Source organism: Enterobacter cloacae complex sp. SHL021 (assembly GCF_049237765.1).
In the GTDB taxonomy this organism is placed as follows: domain Bacteria; phylum Pseudomonadota; class Gammaproteobacteria; order Enterobacterales; family Enterobacteriaceae; genus Enterobacter; species Enterobacter cloacae.
Genome location: NZ_JBMKJG010000020.1, coordinates 74,507 through 90,263 on the forward strand (window position 1 = coordinate 74,507; position 15,757 = coordinate 90,263).

Genomic DNA, 15,757 nt, shown 5'->3' on the forward strand with positions numbered 1-15,757 from the left:
AAGGATTCGTAACGTGATTAACGACATCAGAAAAGATGCTGAAGTACGCATGGAAAAATGCGTAGAAGCGTTCAAAACCCAAATCAGCAAAATCCGTACTGGCCGTGCTTCTCCAAGCCTGCTGGATGGCATCATCGTAGAGTACTACGGTACGCCTACCCCTCTGCGCCAGCTGGCGAGCGTGACCGTAGAAGATACCCGCACGCTGAAAATCAACGTGTTCGATCGCTCTATGGGCCCGGCGGTTGAGAAAGCGATCATGGCATCTGACCTCGGTCTGAACCCAAGCTCTGCGGGTGCTGATATCCGTGTTCCACTGCCTCCGCTGACCGAAGAGCGTCGTAAAGACCTGATCAAAGTCGTGCGTGGCGAAGCCGAGCAGGGTCGTGTTTCCGTGCGTAACGTCCGTCGTGACGCTAACGATAAAGTGAAAGCGCTGCTGAAAGAAAAAGAGATCAGTGAAGATGACGATCGTCGTTCACAGGACGACATTCAGAAAATGACTGACGCTGCCATCAAGAAAATTGATGCGGCGCTGGCAGATAAAGAAGCGGAACTGATGCAGTTCTGATTTCTGTCTTACACTGATAAACGCCGTTCAGAGGGACTTCGGGTCTTGCTGGCGGCGTTTTGCTTTTATCTGGTCTAACTTTTTTCGGGCATCTCATGAAGCATTTAACTCTCCTTGGCTCAACCGGATCTATCGGTTGCAGCACTCTCGACGTTGTACGCCACAACCCTGCGCTTTACACCGTGACAGCACTGGTGGCCGGGAAGAATGTGCAGCGAATGGTCGAGCAGTGTCTGGAGTTTACGCCCCGCTATGCGGTAATGGATGACGAAGAGAGCGCCCGCCAGCTGAAAGCCGCTCTGCAAGAGAAGGGCAGTCGTACTGAGGTTCTGAGCGGGCAGCAGGCTGCCTGTGAGATGGCCGCGCTGGACGAGGTCGATCAGGTGATGGCCGCCATTGTTGGCGCGGCCGGGTTACTGCCGACGCTGGCCGCCATCGATGCCGGTAAAGATGTTCTGCTGGCGAATAAAGAGTCGCTGGTGACCTGCGGACGCCTGTTTATGGAGGCGGTTAAGCAGCGCGGAGCACGACTTTTGCCGGTCGACAGCGAGCACAACGCCATTTTTCAGAGTTTACCGCAACCTTTTCAGCAGAACCTGGGGTACGCTGACCTGGAGCAGAATGGGGTTGTATCGATTTTGCTTACCGGGTCTGGTGGCCCGTTCCGTGAAACGCCACTGTCTGAACTGAGCGCAATGACGCCGGATCAGGCGTGCCGTCATCCGAACTGGTCAATGGGGCGTAAGATCTCCGTTGACTCTGCCACTATGATGAACAAAGGTCTGGAATACATTGAAGCTCGCTGGCTGTTTAACGCGTCGGCGAAACAGATGGAAGTGCTGATCCACCCGCAATCGGTGATTCACTCGATGGTACGCTATCAGGACGGCAGCGTGCTGGCACAGCTGGGAGAGCCGGATATGCGTACGCCAATTGCACATGCAATGGCATGGCCTGAACGCGTGAAATCTGGCGTGAAGCCACTCGATTTTTGCAAGCTGAGTTCCCTGACGTTCAGTGAACCTGACTACGATCGTTATCCGTGTCTTAAGCTTGCAATGAATGCCTTTGACCAGGGGCAGGCGGCGACGACGGCACTCAATGCAGCCAATGAAATTACCGTTGAAGCATTTCTGAATCAGCAGATCCGTTTCACCGATATCGCTATGCTGAATTTGTCGGTACTGGAGTTGATGGATCTGCGCGAACCACAAAGCGTGGAAGAGGTGCTGGCGGTGGATGAGCAGGCTCGTATTATTGCGCGCAAACAGGTGACACGTCTCGCAAGCTGGTGATAAAGCAAGCACCAGTCGTCGTGCTATTTGTTAGCGTTGGGCTTCGGTGATATAGTCTGCGCCACCTGATCGCAGGTATTTGACTTTAAGTGGTCAGGTAAGCCGTGGTTTGACACGGCTTTTTTACGTATAGGCTTCAGTATTCCTGAGTACCGTTAAATCCTTTTCAGGGACTAAAAACGCGTTATGTTGTCTGCGAATCAACCAATAAGCGAAAACTTGCCAGCTCATGGCTGCCGTCATGTAGCAATCATCATGGATGGCAATGGCCGCTGGGCGAAAAGACAAGGGAAGATACGAGCCTTTGGGCATAAAGCTGGGGCGAAATCTGTTCGCCGCGCCGTCTCTTTTGCCGCCAATAACGGCATTGATGCGTTAACGCTCTATGCTTTTAGCAGTGAAAACTGGAATCGACCTGCGCAGGAAGTGACTGCGTTGATGGAACTGTTTGTGTGGGCGCTCGACAGCGAAGTAAAAAGCCTGCACCGCCACAACGTGCGCCTGCGTGTCATTGGCGAAACCAGTCGTTTTAACTCACGTTTGCAGGAACGGATTCGTAAAGCAGAAGCGCTGACTGAAAATAACACGGGTCTGACGCTGAATATCGCGGCGAATTACGGTGGACGCTGGGATATTATCCAGGGGGTTCGGCACCTGGCCGAACAGGTTCAGGAAGGGTTGTTGAGACCCGACCAAATTGATGAAGACGTGCTGAGCAAGCAAATCTGCATGAATGAACTGGCACCTGTGGATTTGGTAATTAGGACAGGGGGAGAACATCGCATAAGTAACTTTTTGCTGTGGCAAATTGCCTATGCCGAACTTTACTTTACGGATGTGCTTTGGCCCGATTTTGATGAACAAGACTTTGAAGGTGCGCTGCATGCCTTTGCCAATCGAGAGCGTCGTTTCGGCGGCACCGAGCCTGGTGGCGACAAAGCCTGATGGGGGTAGCTTTTGCTGAAGTATCGCCTGGTTTCCGCTTTTGTATTAATACCCATTGTCATTGCGGCGCTGTTTTTACTGCCCCCGGTGGGATTTGCTATTGTCACGCTGGTGGTGTGTATGCTGGCCGCGTGGGAATGGGGACAGTTTAGCGGCTTTACGTCGCGCAGTCAGCGGGTATGGCTGGCGGTACTCTGTGGCTTGATCCTGGCCCTGATGCTGTTTACCTTGCCGGAATATCACCATGATATTCACCAACCACTGGTTGCCGGGTCCCTGTGGGTATCGTTGGCCTGGTGGATCGCCGCCCTTGTTTTGGTGCTTTTTTATCCAGGCTCCGCGGCGTTATGGCGCAACTCAAAAGTGCTGCGCCTTATATTTGGTCTTCTTACCATCGTGCCTTTTTTCTGGGGCATGGTGGCTCTGCGCGCCTGGCACTACGACGAAAACCACTACAGCGGTGCGATTTGGCTGCTTTATGTGATGATTCTGGTCTGGGGGGCTGACTCTGGGGCCTATATGTTTGGTAAACTGTTCGGCAAACATAAACTAGCTCCGAAGGTGTCGCCTGGTAAAACCTGGCAAGGATTCATCGGCGGCCTGTTTACGGCAGCGATTATCTCCTGGGGCTATGGCGTCTGGGCGAATCTGGACATTGCACCGTCAATACTGCTGGTGTGTTCGATTTTTGCCGCGCTGGCCTCGGTACTCGGTGATTTAACCGAAAGTATGTTCAAGCGAGAAGCAGGGATTAAGGACAGCGGACACCTGATTCCAGGGCATGGCGGGATACTGGATCGCATTGACAGCCTGACAGCGGCTGTTCCCGTGTTTGCTTGTCTGCTTTTACTGGTATTCGGGACGATTTAACGGAAGGTTTTATGCTGAGCATTCTCTGGAATCTGGCGGCGTTCATTGTTGCACTGGGTGTACTGATTACCGTGCATGAATTTGGCCATTTCTGGGTTGCTCGCCGTTGCGGTGTGCGCGTAGAGCGGTTCTCCATCGGTTTTGGCAAATCACTCTGGACGCGTACTGACCGTCACGGCACGGAATTTGTCATCGCCCTTATCCCGCTCGGTGGCTACGTCAAAATGCTCGACGAACGTGTTGAGCCTGTGGCCCCTGAGCTTCGACACAGCGCGTTTAACAACAAAACCGTTGGACAACGTGCCGCCATCATTGCTGCCGGACCGGTAGCCAATTTCATCTTTGCTATCTTCGCTTACTGGCTGGTGTTTATCATCGGCGTTCCGGGCGTGCGTCCGGTTGTCGGTGAAATCGCCCCCAATTCCATCGCGGCGAGTGCGCAAATTACGCCGGGGATGGAACTTAAAGCGATTGATGGTATCGAAACCCCTGATTGGGATGCCGTGCGACTGCAACTGGTAGCCAAAATCGGTGATGAGCAGACCACGGTCAGCGTGTCGCCGTTTGGTTCTGACCAGCGACAGAATAAAGTGCTGGATTTGCGTCACTGGAGTTTCGAGCCAGACAAAGAAGATCCCGTCTCTGCGCTGGGGATTCGCCCACGTGGTGCGCAGATCGAACCGATATTAGCCGAAGTTCAGGCAAATTCGGCGGCGAGCAAAGCGGGTTTGCAAGCTGGCGACAGGATCGTTAAAGTCGATGGTCAGCCATTAACACAGTGGATGACCTTTGTTACTCTGGTGCGCGATAATCCGGGTACGTCGCTCGCGCTGGAAGTTGAAAGGCAGGGTAGTCCACTCTCGCTGACGCTGATCCCGGATAGCAAATCGGTCGGCAAAAAGGCAGAAGGGTTTGCAGGCGTTGTGCCTAAAGTGATCCCGCTGCCTGATGAGTACAAGACAATACGCCAGTATGGGCCGTTTAGCGCCATCCTTGAAGCCACGGATAAAACATGGCAACTGATGAAGCTGACGGTAAACATGTTGGGGAAATTGATAACCGGTGATGTGAAACTGAACAACCTCAGTGGGCCAATTTCGATAGCTCAGGGGGCTGGGATGTCAGCGGAGTTCGGGGTGATTTACTATCTCATGTTTCTCGCGCTCATTAGCGTGAACCTTGGGATCATCAACCTGTTCCCGCTTCCCGTTTTAGACGGGGGTCATCTGCTGTTTTTAGCGATTGAAAAGCTAAAAGGCGGGCCGGTATCCGAGCGAGTTCAAGACTTTAGTTATCGCATTGGCTCGATTTTGCTGGTGCTGTTAATGGGGCTTGCACTTTTCAATGATTTCTCTCGGTTGTAAGAGAGTTAGTTAGGAAGAACGCATAATAACGATGGCGATGAAAAAGTTGCTCATAGCGTCGCTGCTGTTTAGCAGCGCCACCGTATACGGTGCTGACGGGTTCGTAGTGAAAGACATTCATTTCGAAGGCCTTCAGCGTGTCGCCGTTGGTGCGGCCCTCCTCAGTATGCCTGTGCGCCCCGGCGATACGGTTAATGATGATGACATCAGTAACACCATCCGTGCTCTGTTTGCCACCGGCAACTTTGAGGATGTCCGCGTCCTGCGCGATGGTGATACGCTGCTGGTTCAGGTAAAAGAACGTCCAACGATCGCCAGTATCACTTTCTCCGGTAACAAGTCGGTGAAAGATGACATGCTCAAGCAAAACCTTGAAGCATCCGGTGTTCGTGTGGGGGAATCTCTGGACCGCACCACCCTTTCAGACATTGAAAAAGGTCTGGAAGACTTCTATTACAGCGTCGGTAAGTACAGCGCCAGCGTGAAAGCGGTGGTGACTCCGCTGCCGCGTAACCGTGTTGACCTGAAGCTGGTCTTCCAGGAAGGCGTCTCGGCGAAGATCCAACAGATCAACATCGTCGGGAACCACGCGTTCACTACCGACGAACTGATCTCCACCTTCCAGCTGCGTGACGAAGTGCCGTGGTGGAACGTGGTGGGCGATCGCAAATACCAGAAACAGAAACTGGCGGGCGACCTCGAAACCCTGCGCAGCTACTATCTGGATCGCGGTTATGCCCGTTTCAACATCGACTCGACTCAGGTGAGTCTGACCCCGGACAAGAAAGGGATCTACATTACGATTAACATCACAGAAGGCGATCAGTACAAGCTTTCGGGTGTTGAAGTAAGTGGCAACCTGGCGGGGCATTCTGCCGAGATCGAATCGCTGACCAAAATTCAGCCAGGCGATCTGTATAGCGGTTCTAAAGTAACCAAAATGGAAGACGGCATTAAAAAGCTGCTCGGCCGTTATGGTTATGCCTATCCGCGTGTGCAAACTCAGCCGGAAATCAACGACGCGGATAAAACCGTTAAGCTTCACGTCAACGTTGATGCGGGCAACCGTTTCTACGTGCGTAAGATCCGCTTCGAAGGTAACGACACCTCCAAAGATTCCGTTCTGCGTCGCGAAATGCGCCAGATGGAAGGGGCATGGTTGGGTAGCGACCTCGTTGACCAGGGTAAAGAGCGTCTGAACCGTCTGGGCTATTTTGAAACGGTTGATACCGATACCCAGCGTGTGCCGGGCAGCCCGGACCAGGTTGATGTCGTGTACAAAGTGAAAGAGCGTAATACCGGTAGCTTTAACTTCGGTGTGGGCTACGGTACTGAAAGCGGCGTGAGCTTCCAGGTTGGCGTTCAGCAGGATAACTGGCTGGGTACGGGTTACTCGGTGGGTATCAACGGTACCAAAAACGACTACCAGACCTACTCTGAGTTCTCTGTCACTAACCCATACTTCACCGTCGACGGTGTGAGCCTGGGTGGTCGTATCTTCTATAACGACTTTAAAGCAGACGACGCGGATCTGTCCTCGTACACCAACAAGAGCTACGGTGTAGACGGTACGCTTGGATTCCCGGTTAACGAATACAACACCCTGCGTGCGGGCTTGGGTTACGTGCATAACGACCTGTCCAATATGCAACCGCAGGTGGCAATGTGGCGTTATCTCGACTCTATCGGCCAGTCGGCGAGCACCTCCAGCGATAACAACGGTTTTGCGGCGGATGACTTCACCTTCAACTACGGCTGGACGTATAACCGCCTTGACCGTGGTTACTTCCCAACGGAGGGCTCTCGTGTCAACCTGAATGGTAAAGTGACTATTCCTGGTTCTGATAACGAGTTCTACAAGTTAACGCTCGATACTGCCTCGTACTTCCCGATCGATGACGATCATAAGTGGGTGGTTCTGGGTCGTACCCGTTGGGGCTATGGCGATGGTTTAGGCGGCAAAGAGATGCCGTTCTATGAGAACTTCTACGCCGGTGGTTCCAGTACCGTTCGTGGCTTCCAGTCCAACAACATTGGTCCGAAAGCGGTTTATTACGGCGGTAATGACGAAGATAACTGCGCAAGCCGGGATCCAAAACAGGTTTGTAGCTCTGATGATGCGGTAGGCGGTAACGCCATGGCCGTGGCGAGCCTTGAGTTCATCACGCCAACGCCATTTATCAGTGATAAATACGCCAACTCAGTCCGTACGTCCTTCTTCTGGGATGCCGGTACCGTGTGGGATACCAACTGGGAGAACACTGCCCAGATGCGTGCGGCAGGTGTTCCAGACTACAGCGATCCGGGCAATATTCGCATGTCTGCAGGTATCGCATTACAATGGATGTCACCGCTGGGGCCGTTGGTCTTCTCTTACGCCCAGCCGTTTAAGAAATATGATGGAGATAAGTCGGAGCAATTCCAGTTTAACATTGGTAAAACCTGGTAATTCTCCGCGGCAAAGGAATGCGTTGGCAGTGTAGCGCTGACAACCGGCGATCGGTAAAACGATCGCCTTGCCACGCAAAGAACGGTACCTTCTGGTGCCAATGGGATGGTAAGGAGTTAATTGTGAAAAAGTGGTTATTAGCTGCAGGTCTCGGTTTAGCGATGGCAACTTCTGCTCAGGCAGCAGACAAAATTGCAATCGTCAACATGGGTAATTTGTTCCAGCAGGTTGCACAGAAAACTGGCGTTTCTGCGACTTTGGAAAACGAATTCAAAGGCCGTGCAAGCGAACTGCAGGGTATGGAAAACGATCTTCAGTCCAAAATGCAGCGTCTGCAGCGTGATGGTTCTACCATGAAATCAAGCGAGCGCAGCAAACTGGAAAAAGACGTAATGGCTCAGCGCCAGACGTTCTCCCAGAAAGCGCAGGCTTTCGAGCAGGATCGTCAGCGTCGTTCTAACGAAGAGCGTGGCAAGCTGGTGACTCGCATTCAGACTGCTGTTAAAGCAGTTGCTGCCGATCAGAACATCGATCTGGTTGTTGATGCGAACGCCGTTGCTTTCAACAGCAGCGATGTTAAAGACATCACCGCTGATGTTCTGAAACAGGTTAAATAAGTAATGCCTTCAATTCGACTGGCTGATTTAGCTCAGCAGTTGGATGCAGAATTACACGGTGATGGCGATATCGTCATCACCGCTGTTGCGTCCATGCAATCTGCTAAAGCTGGCAATATTACCTTCATGGTAAGCCCTAAGTACCGTGAACATCTGGCTCAATGCCAGGCGTCGGCTGTTGTTCTGACGCAGGACGATCTTCCGTTTGCCACTGGTGCGGCACTGGTAGTGAAAAATCCCTACCTGACGTATGCTCGCATGGCACAAATTCTTGATACCACGCCGCAGCCGGCGCAAAACATTGCTGCCAGTGCAGCAATCGATCCGACGGCTCAGCTGGGTAACAACGTAGCAGTCGGCGCAAATGCCGTGATCGAGTCTGGCGTCGTACTGGGCGATAACGTCGTCATCGGCCCGGGCTGCTTCGTTGGGAAAAACACAAAAATCGGCGCCGGGACCCGTTTGTGGGCCAATGTGTCCGTCTACCACGAAGTTGAAATCGGCGAAAATTGCCTCGTTCAGTCCAGCACAGTGATTGGTTCTGACGGTTTTGGCTACGCTAACGATCGTGGTAATTGGGTTAAGATCCCGCAACTTGGTCGCGTTATCATTGGCGATCGCGTTGAGATCGGAGCCTGTACCACCATTGACCGTGGTGCGCTTGACGATACCATTATCGGCAACGGTGTTATTATCGATAATCAGTGCCAGATTGCGCATAACGTTGTGATTGGCGACAATACCGCGGTTGCAGGTGGCGTCATCATGGCAGGCAGCCTGAAAATTGGCCGTTACTGCATGATTGGCGGTGCCAGCGTGATCAATGGTCATATGGAAATATGCGACAAGGTCACCGTGACGGGAATGGGCATGGTAATGCGTCCTATCACTGAGCCAGGCGTCTATTCCTCAGGCATCCCGCTGCAACCTAACAAGGTATGGCGTAAAACAGCAGCTCTGGTGATGAATATTGATGATATGAGCAAGCGACTCAAGTCCCTTGAGCGTAAGATCGATCAACAAGACTAAGCGTTCATCTTTTTAACGCTTAATTTCCCGGCCTGTCGGCTTTCTTTTAAACCGGCAGGCCGTGTTATTATTGCTAATCAGTACATTTTGACAGGAAGAGTATTTTGACTACCGACACTCATACTCTGCATATTGAAGAGATTTTAGAACTTCTGCCGCACCGCTACCCGTTTTTGCTGGTAGACCGTGTGCTGGATTTTGAAGAAGGTCGTTTTCTGCGCGCAGTGAAAAATGTCTCCGTTAACGAGCCATTCTTCCAGGGGCACTTCCCTGGTAAACCCATCTTCCCGGGTGTGTTGATCCTGGAAGCGATGGCACAAGCTACCGGTATTCTTGCGTTTAAAAGCGTAGGCAAACTGGAGCCGGGTGAACTGTACTACTTCGCGGGTATCGATGAAGCGCGCTTCAAGCGTCCTGTCGTGCCTGGTGATCAGATGATCATGGAAGTCACTTTTGAAAAAACGCGTCGTGGCCTGACTCGCTTTAAAGGCGTAGCGCTGGTTGACGGCAAAGTTGTTTGCGAAGCGACGATGATGTGTGCTCGTAGCCGGGAGTCCTGATACGTGATTGATAAATCTGCCTTTATTCATCCTACCGCTATTGTGGAAAACGGCGCCATTATTGGTGCTAATGTCCACATTGGCCCGTTCTGTATTGTTGGTCCCCATGTCGAAATTGGTGAGGGTACAGTACTGAAATCTCACGTTGTCGTGAATGGTCATACGACCATTGGCAGCAACAATGAGATCTATCAGTTCGCCTCCATCGGCGAAGTTAACCAGGATTTAAAATATGCTGGTGAGTCGACCCGTCTGGAAATTGGCGATCGTAACCGTATCCGCGAAAGCGTCACCATTCATCGTGGAACAGTACAGGGTGGTGGGTTGACGAAGGTGGGCAGCGATAACCTGTTTATGGTTAATGCGCACATCGCGCACGACTGTACCGTAGGTGACCGCTGTATTCTTGCCAACAACGCAACGCTGGCAGGACACGTATCGGTTGATGATTTCGCAATTATTGGCGGTATGACCGCAGTCCATCAGTTCTGCATCATTGGTGCACACGTGATGGTCGGCGGATGCTCCGGTGTGGCGCAGGACGTCCCACCGTATGTAATTGCGCAGGGCAACCATGCCACGCCATTCGGCGTGAACATCGAAGGCCTCAAGCGTCGTGGCTTTAGTCGCGAAGCGATTACGGCTATCCGCAACGCGTATAAGTTACTGTACCGTAGCGGCAAAACGCTGGAAGAGGCGAAGCCGGAAATTGCCGAACTGGCGGAAAAGCACCCTGAAGTGAACGCGTTCATGGAATTCTTTGACCGTTCCACAAGGGGTCTGATTCGTTAATGGTCGACAGTCGTCCGCTTACGATAGCCCTGGTCGCCGGAGAAACCTCCGGCGATATTCTTGGTGCCGGTCTTATCCGCGCGCTTAAGGCTCGCGTACCTGATGCTCGCTTTGTTGGCGTTGCAGGCCCGCTAATGCAGGCTGAAGGCTGCGAAGCCTGGTACGAAATGGAAGAGCTGGCCGTGATGGGCATTGTTGAGGTGCTGGGGCGACTGCGTCGTCTGCTGCATATCCGCGCCGATCTTACCCGCCGCTTCACCGAGCTCAAACCCGATGTCTTTGTCGGTATCGATGCGCCTGACTTCAACATTACCCTCGAAGGGAATCTGAAAAAGCAGGGCATTAAAACCATTCACTACGTCAGTCCGTCCGTCTGGGCGTGGCGACAGAAACGCGTTTTCAAAATCGGACGGTCAACCAATCTGGTGCTGGCTTTCCTGCCTTTCGAAAAAGCGTTTTACGACAAATTTAACGTTCCGTGCCGTTTTATCGGGCATACCATGGCGGATGCGATGCCGCTGGATCCGGATAAAAACGCAGCGCGTGACGTGCTGGGGATCCCTCACGATGCGCACTGTCTGGCTCTTCTGCCGGGTAGCCGTGGCGCAGAAGTAGAGATGCTTAGCGCGGACTTCCTGAAAACCGCGCAAATTCTGCGCGATACCTATCCCGATCTCGAAGTGGTTGTGCCGCTGGTGAACGCCAAACGCCGCGAGCAGTTTGAGCGTATCAAAGCCGAGGTTGCACCGGATCTTCACATCCATCTGCTGGATGGAAAAGGCCGTGAGGCGATGGTCGCGAGCGATGCCGCGCTGCTGGCCTCCGGTACGGCAGCCCTGGAGTGCATGCTGGCAAAATGTCCGATGGTGGTAGGCTATCGCATGAAACCGTTCACCTTCTGGCTGGCCAAACGCCTGGTGAAGACGGAGTACGTTTCGCTGCCAAACCTGCTCGCCGGGCGTGAACTGGTGAAAGAGCTTCTGCAGGACGAGTGTCAGCCTCAGGCGCTGGCCGATGCGCTGCTACCGCTGCTTGCCAACGGCAAGACCAGCCACCAGATGCATGATACGTTCCGCGAACTGCATCAGCAGATCCGCTGTAATGCCGATGAGCAAGCGGCTGATGCGGTGCTGGAGTTAGCAAGATGATGGAATTTATTTATCCTCACACCCACCTTGTTGCGGGTGTGGACGAAGTGGGCCGTGGCCCGTTAGTGGGCGCTGTTGTGACCGCGGCGGTGATCCTCGATCCTGCCCGTCCGATTATCGGGTTGAATGACTCCAAAAAGCTTTCAGAAAAGCGCCGACTGGCGTTATTTGATGAGATTCAGGAAAAAGCATTAGCCTGGAGCCTTGGGCGTGCTGAGCCGCATGAAATTGACGAGCTAAACATCCTGCATGCCACAATGCTGGCGATGCAGCGTGCGGTGGCGGGGCTGAAAATTGCCCCGGAGTATGTTCTTATTGACGGCAACCGTTGCCCTGCATTACCAGTGCCTTCCATGGCAGTAGTAAAAGGGGATAGCCGGGTCGCGGAAATCAGTGCGGCTTCTATTATTGCCAAAGTGACTCGCGATGCTGAAATGGCCGCGCTGGATCTCACTTACCCTCAGTATGGCTTCGCTCAGCATAAAGGGTATCCTACAGCCTTCCACCTGGAAAAGCTGGCTGAACATGGCGCAACCGAGCATCACCGGCGCAGTTTTGGCCCGGTGAAACGCGCGCTGGGACTGGTGTCCTGAATCAATACGCAAGCAATTAAGTAACGCGGAATCTGAAGATGGCTGAACCACGTTTCGTACACCTGCGGGTGCATAGCGACTACTCCATGATCGATGGGCTGGCAAAAACCGGGCCGCTGGTAAAAAAGGCGGCCTCACTGGGTATGCCTGCGCTGGCGATCACCGATTTTACCAACCTGTGTGGTCTGGTGAAGTTCTACGGAACGGCGCATGGCGCGGGGATGAAACCCATCGTCGGAGCTGATTTTCATGTGCAGAGCGAACTGCTCGGCGACGAAATGACGCAAATTTCCGTGTTAGCGATGAACAACACGGGTTATCAGAATCTCACCCTGCTTATCTCCAAAGCCTACCAGCGAGGCTACGGCGCCCTGGGGCCATGGATTGACCGGGACTGGCTGGCGGAGCTGAACGAAGGGTTATTGCTGATCTCCGGCGGCCGCATGGGTGATGTGGGCAAATGCCTGCTGCGCGGCAATAGTGCGCTGGTGGATCAGTGCGTATCATTCTATGAAGAGTACTTCCCGGATCGTTATTATCTGGAGCTGATCCGCACCGGTCGCCCGGATGAAGAGAGTTATCTCCATGCCGCTGTGGCGCTTGCGGAAGCGCGCGGGCTGCCCGTGGTGGCAACCAACGATGTACGCTTCCTTGAGGCCGGGGATTTCGACGCTCACGAGATTCGCGTGGCGATCCATGATGGCTTCACCCTCGACGATCCGAAGCGCCCGCGTAATTATTCTTCTCAGCAGTACATGCGCAGCGAAGAGGAGATGTGTGAACTCTTCTCTGACATCCCGGAAGCGCTGGAAAACAGCGTTGAAATCGCCAAGCGCTGTAACGTTACCGTGCGTTTGGGTGAGTATTTCCTGCCGCAGTTCCCGACCGGGGAAATGACCACGGAAGACTTCCTGGTCATGAAATCCAAAGAAGGTCTGGAAGAACGTCTTGAATTCCTTTTCCCGGATGAAGAAGAGCGTAAAAAACGTCGTCCGGAATATGACGAGCGCCTGGATATTGAACTTCAGGTTATCAACCAGATGGGCTTCCCGGGCTACTTCCTGATCGTAATGGAGTTTATCCAGTGGTCGAAGGATAACGGCGTGCCGGTTGGTCCAGGACGTGGTTCCGGTGCCGGGTCACTGGTGGCCTATGCGCTTAAGATCACAGACCTCGACCCGCTGGAATTTGACCTGTTGTTCGAACGTTTCCTTAACCCGGAACGTGTCTCCATGCCCGACTTCGACGTCGACTTCTGTATGGAAAAACGTGACCAGGTTATTGAGCACGTGGCGGATATGTATGGCCGTGACGCGGTATCGCAGATCATTACCTTCGGTACGATGGCGGCGAAAGCGGTTATCCGCGACGTGGGCCGCGTGCTGGGGCATCCGTACGGCTTCGTCGATCGTATCTCTAAGCTGGTGCCGCCCGATCCGGGGATGACGCTGGCAAAAGCGTTTGAAGCCGAGCCGCAGCTGCCGGAAATCTACGAAGCTGACGAAGAAGTCAAAGCGCTGATCGACATGGCGCGTAAGCTGGAAGGCGTCACGCGTAACGCCGGTAAACACGCGGGTGGTGTGGTTATCGCCCCGACCAAAATTACCGACTTTGCGCCGCTCTATTGTGACGAAGCGGGGCAGCACCCGGTTACCCAGTTTGATAAGAACGACGTTGAATACGCCGGGCTGGTGAAGTTCGACTTCCTCGGTCTGCGTACGCTTACCATCATCAACTGGGCGCTGGAGATGATCAACGCCCGCCGCGAGAAGAACGGCGAGCCGCCGCTGGATATCGCGGCCATCCCACTGGATGACAAGAAAAGTTTCGACATGCTGCAGCGCTCGGAGACCACCGCGGTCTTCCAGCTTGAATCCCGTGGCATGAAAGATCTGATTAAACGTCTGCAGCCTGACTGCTTCGAAGATATGATCGCACTGGTGGCGCTGTTCCGTCCGGGACCGCTGCAGTCAGGGATGGTAGATAACTTTATCGACCGTAAGCATGGTCGGGAAGAGATTTCCTACCCGGACGTTCAGTGGCAGCACGAAAGCCTGAAGCCGGTCCTGGAGCCAACCTACGGCATCATCCTGTATCAGGAACAGGTCATGCAGATTGCTCAGGTGCTCTCCGGCTATACCCTCGGCGGCGCGGATATGCTGCGTCGTGCAATGGGTAAGAAAAAGCCGGAGGAGATGGCCAAGCAGCGCTCTATTTTTGAAGATGGCGCGAAGAAAAACGGCATTGACGGCGAGCTGGCAATGAAAATCTTCGACCTGGTGGAGAAATTCGCCGGGTACGGATTTAACAAATCGCACTCTGCCGCCTATGCTTTGGTGTCGTATCAAACCCTGTGGCTGAAGGCGCACTATCCCGCTGAATTTATGGCGGCGGTAATGACCGCCGATATGGACAACACCGAGAAGGTGGTTGGCCTGGTGGATGAGTGCTGGCGCATGGGACTGAAGATCCTGCCGCCGGATATTAACTCGGGTCTTTACCATTTCCACGTTAACGACGACGGGGAGATCGTGTACGGGATCGGCGCGATCAAAGGCGTAGGTGAAGGGCCGATCGAGGCAATCATCGAAGCGCGTAATAACGGTGGTTATTTCCGCGAGCTGTTTGATCTGTGCGCCCGTACCGATACCAAAAAACTGAACCGCCGCGTGCTGGAAAAACTGATCATGTCCGGTGCGTTCGACAGGCTGGGGCCGCACCGCGCCGCGCTGATGAACTCGCTTGGCGACGCGCTGAAAGCCGCGGATCAGCATGCAAAAGCGGAAGCCATTGGCCAGGCGGACATGTTCGGCGTGCTGGCGGAAGAGCCAGAGCAGATCGAGCAGTCTTACGCCAGCTGTCTGCCATGGCCAGAACAGGTGGTGCTGGATGGTGAGCGTGAAACGTTAGGCTTGTACCTGACGGGGCACCCGATCAATCAGTACATCAAAGAAATTGAGCGCTATGTCGGAGGCTACAGGCTGAAAGACATGCATCCGACAGAACGTGGTAAAATCACCACGGCTGCGGGGCTCGTGATTGCTGCAAGGGTTATGGTCACCAAGCGCGGCAATCGTATCGGCATCTGTACCCTGGATGACCGTTCCGGGCGTCTGGAGGTGATGTTATTCACCGACGCGCTGGATAAATACCAGCAATTGCTGGAAAAAGACCGCATACTTATCGTCAGCGGACAGGTCAGCTTTGATGACTTCAGCGGGGGGCTTAAAATGACCGCCCGCGAAGTGATGGACATTGACGAAGCCCGGGAAAAATATGCTCGCGGGCTTGCTATCTCGCTGACGGACAGGCAAATTGATGACCAGCTTTTAAACCGACTCCGTCAGTCTCTGGAACCCCACCGCTCGGGGACAATTCCAGTACATCTCTACTATCAGAGGGCGGATGCACGTGCGCGGTTGCGCTTTGGTGCAACGTGGCGTGTCTCTCCGAGCGATCGTTTACTGAACGATCTCCGTGGCCTCATTGGTTCGGAGCAGGTGGAACTGGAGTTTGACTAATAC

Annotated in this window: 13 protein-coding genes; all 13 read left to right on the forward strand. The window is 53.6% G+C overall.

The genetic code is table 11. The features are described 5' to 3' along the window. The first annotated feature begins 13 nt into the window (after positions 1-13). The 13 genes from frr (at position 14) to dnaE (ending at position 15,754) form a co-directional block, all read left to right on the forward strand. On the forward strand, positions 14-571 hold the full coding sequence (gene frr / locus ACOTZF_RS19055) for a ribosome recycling factor (RefSeq protein WP_008501909.1): 558 nt from the start codon (positions 14-16) through the stop codon (positions 569-571). A 95-nt stretch (positions 572-666) separates the two neighbouring features. Continuing rightward, positions 667-1,866, forward strand: a complete 1,200-nt coding sequence (gene ispC, locus ACOTZF_RS19060; protein ID WP_038981256.1) for a 1-deoxy-D-xylulose-5-phosphate reductoisomerase — start codon at positions 667-669, stop codon at positions 1,864-1,866. Positions 1,867-2,052: 186 nt separating this feature from the next. Next, complete coding sequence (ispU, locus tag ACOTZF_RS19065; protein ID WP_038981258.1) at positions 2,053-2,811, forward strand: (2E,6E)-farnesyl-diphosphate-specific ditrans,polycis-undecaprenyl-diphosphate synthase; 759 nt, start codon at positions 2,053-2,055, stop codon at positions 2,809-2,811. 12 nt (positions 2,812-2,823) lie between these two features. After that, complete coding sequence (gene cdsA / locus ACOTZF_RS19070; protein WP_129317754.1) at positions 2,824-3,681, forward strand: phosphatidate cytidylyltransferase; 858 nt, start codon at positions 2,824-2,826, stop codon at positions 3,679-3,681. 11 nt (positions 3,682-3,692) lie between these two features. Beyond that, on the forward strand, positions 3,693-5,045 hold the full coding sequence (gene rseP, locus ACOTZF_RS19075; RefSeq protein WP_014830712.1) for a sigma E protease regulator RseP: 1,353 nt from the start codon (positions 3,693-3,695) through the stop codon (positions 5,043-5,045). Positions 5,046-5,076: 31 nt separating this feature from the next. Beyond that, a complete protein-coding gene (bamA, locus tag ACOTZF_RS19080) occupies positions 5,077-7,494 on the forward strand; it encodes an outer membrane protein assembly factor BamA (protein ID WP_013095659.1) in 2,418 nt (805 codons plus the stop codon). A gap of 122 nt (positions 7,495-7,616) precedes the next feature. Then, entirely contained in the window at positions 7,617-8,111 is a 495-nt protein-coding gene (gene skp, locus ACOTZF_RS19085) for a molecular chaperone Skp (protein WP_013095660.1), read from the forward strand. Positions 8,112-8,114: 3 nt separating this feature from the next. Further along, positions 8,115-9,140 carry a UDP-3-O-(3-hydroxymyristoyl)glucosamine N-acyltransferase gene (lpxD, locus tag ACOTZF_RS19090; protein WP_013095661.1) on the forward strand — a complete coding sequence of 342 codons (1,026 nt, stop codon included), beginning with the start codon at positions 8,115-8,117 and terminating at the stop codon, positions 9,138-9,140. Positions 9,141-9,244: 104 nt separating this feature from the next. Next, complete coding sequence (gene fabZ / locus ACOTZF_RS19095; RefSeq protein ID WP_010426706.1) at positions 9,245-9,700, forward strand: 3-hydroxyacyl-ACP dehydratase FabZ; 456 nt, start codon at positions 9,245-9,247, stop codon at positions 9,698-9,700. A gap of 3 nt (positions 9,701-9,703) precedes the next feature. After that, positions 9,704-10,492 carry an acyl-ACP--UDP-N-acetylglucosamine O-acyltransferase gene (lpxA, locus tag ACOTZF_RS19100; RefSeq protein WP_094916179.1) on the forward strand — a complete coding sequence of 263 codons (789 nt, stop codon included), beginning with the start codon at positions 9,704-9,706 and terminating at the stop codon, positions 10,490-10,492. Further along, on the forward strand, positions 10,492-11,640 hold the full coding sequence (gene lpxB / locus ACOTZF_RS19105; RefSeq protein ID WP_013095663.1) for a lipid-A-disaccharide synthase: 1,149 nt from the start codon (positions 10,492-10,494) through the stop codon (positions 11,638-11,640). The genes lpxA and lpxB overlap by 1 nt, the downstream gene beginning before the upstream one ends. Continuing rightward, positions 11,637-12,233 carry a ribonuclease HII gene (rnhB, locus tag ACOTZF_RS19110; RefSeq protein ID WP_013095664.1) on the forward strand — a complete coding sequence of 199 codons (597 nt, stop codon included), beginning with the start codon at positions 11,637-11,639 and terminating at the stop codon, positions 12,231-12,233. The genes lpxB and rnhB overlap by 4 nt, the downstream gene beginning before the upstream one ends. Before the next feature lie 38 nt (positions 12,234-12,271). Beyond that, entirely contained in the window at positions 12,272-15,754 is a 3,483-nt protein-coding gene (gene dnaE / locus ACOTZF_RS19115) for a DNA polymerase III subunit alpha (protein WP_129317755.1), read from the forward strand. Positions 15,755-15,757: the final 3 nt, after the last annotated feature.

What these genes read in the sequence shown, in the direction of transcription:
- lpxB (WP_013095663.1), top strand. Translation starts at nt 10,492, where the DNA reads ATGGTCGACAGTCGTCCGCTTACGATAGCCCTGGTCGCCGGAGAAACC.
- dnaE (WP_129317755.1), top strand. Translation starts at nt 12,272, where the DNA reads ATGGCTGAACCACGTTTCGTACACCTGCGGGTGCATAGCGACTACTCC.
- lpxD (WP_013095661.1), top strand. Translation starts at nt 8,115, where the DNA reads ATGCCTTCAATTCGACTGGCTGATTTAGCTCAGCAGTTGGATGCAGAA.
- rseP (WP_014830712.1), top strand. Translation starts at nt 3,693, where the DNA reads ATGCTGAGCATTCTCTGGAATCTGGCGGCGTTCATTGTTGCACTGGGT.
- ispC (WP_038981256.1), top strand. Translation starts at nt 667, where the DNA reads ATGAAGCATTTAACTCTCCTTGGCTCAACCGGATCTATCGGTTGCAGC.
- rnhB (WP_013095664.1), top strand. Translation starts at nt 11,637, where the DNA reads ATGATGGAATTTATTTATCCTCACACCCACCTTGTTGCGGGTGTGGAC.
- ispU (WP_038981258.1), top strand. Translation starts at nt 2,053, where the DNA reads ATGTTGTCTGCGAATCAACCAATAAGCGAAAACTTGCCAGCTCATGGC.
- bamA (WP_013095659.1), top strand. Translation starts at nt 5,077, where the DNA reads ATGGCGATGAAAAAGTTGCTCATAGCGTCGCTGCTGTTTAGCAGCGCC.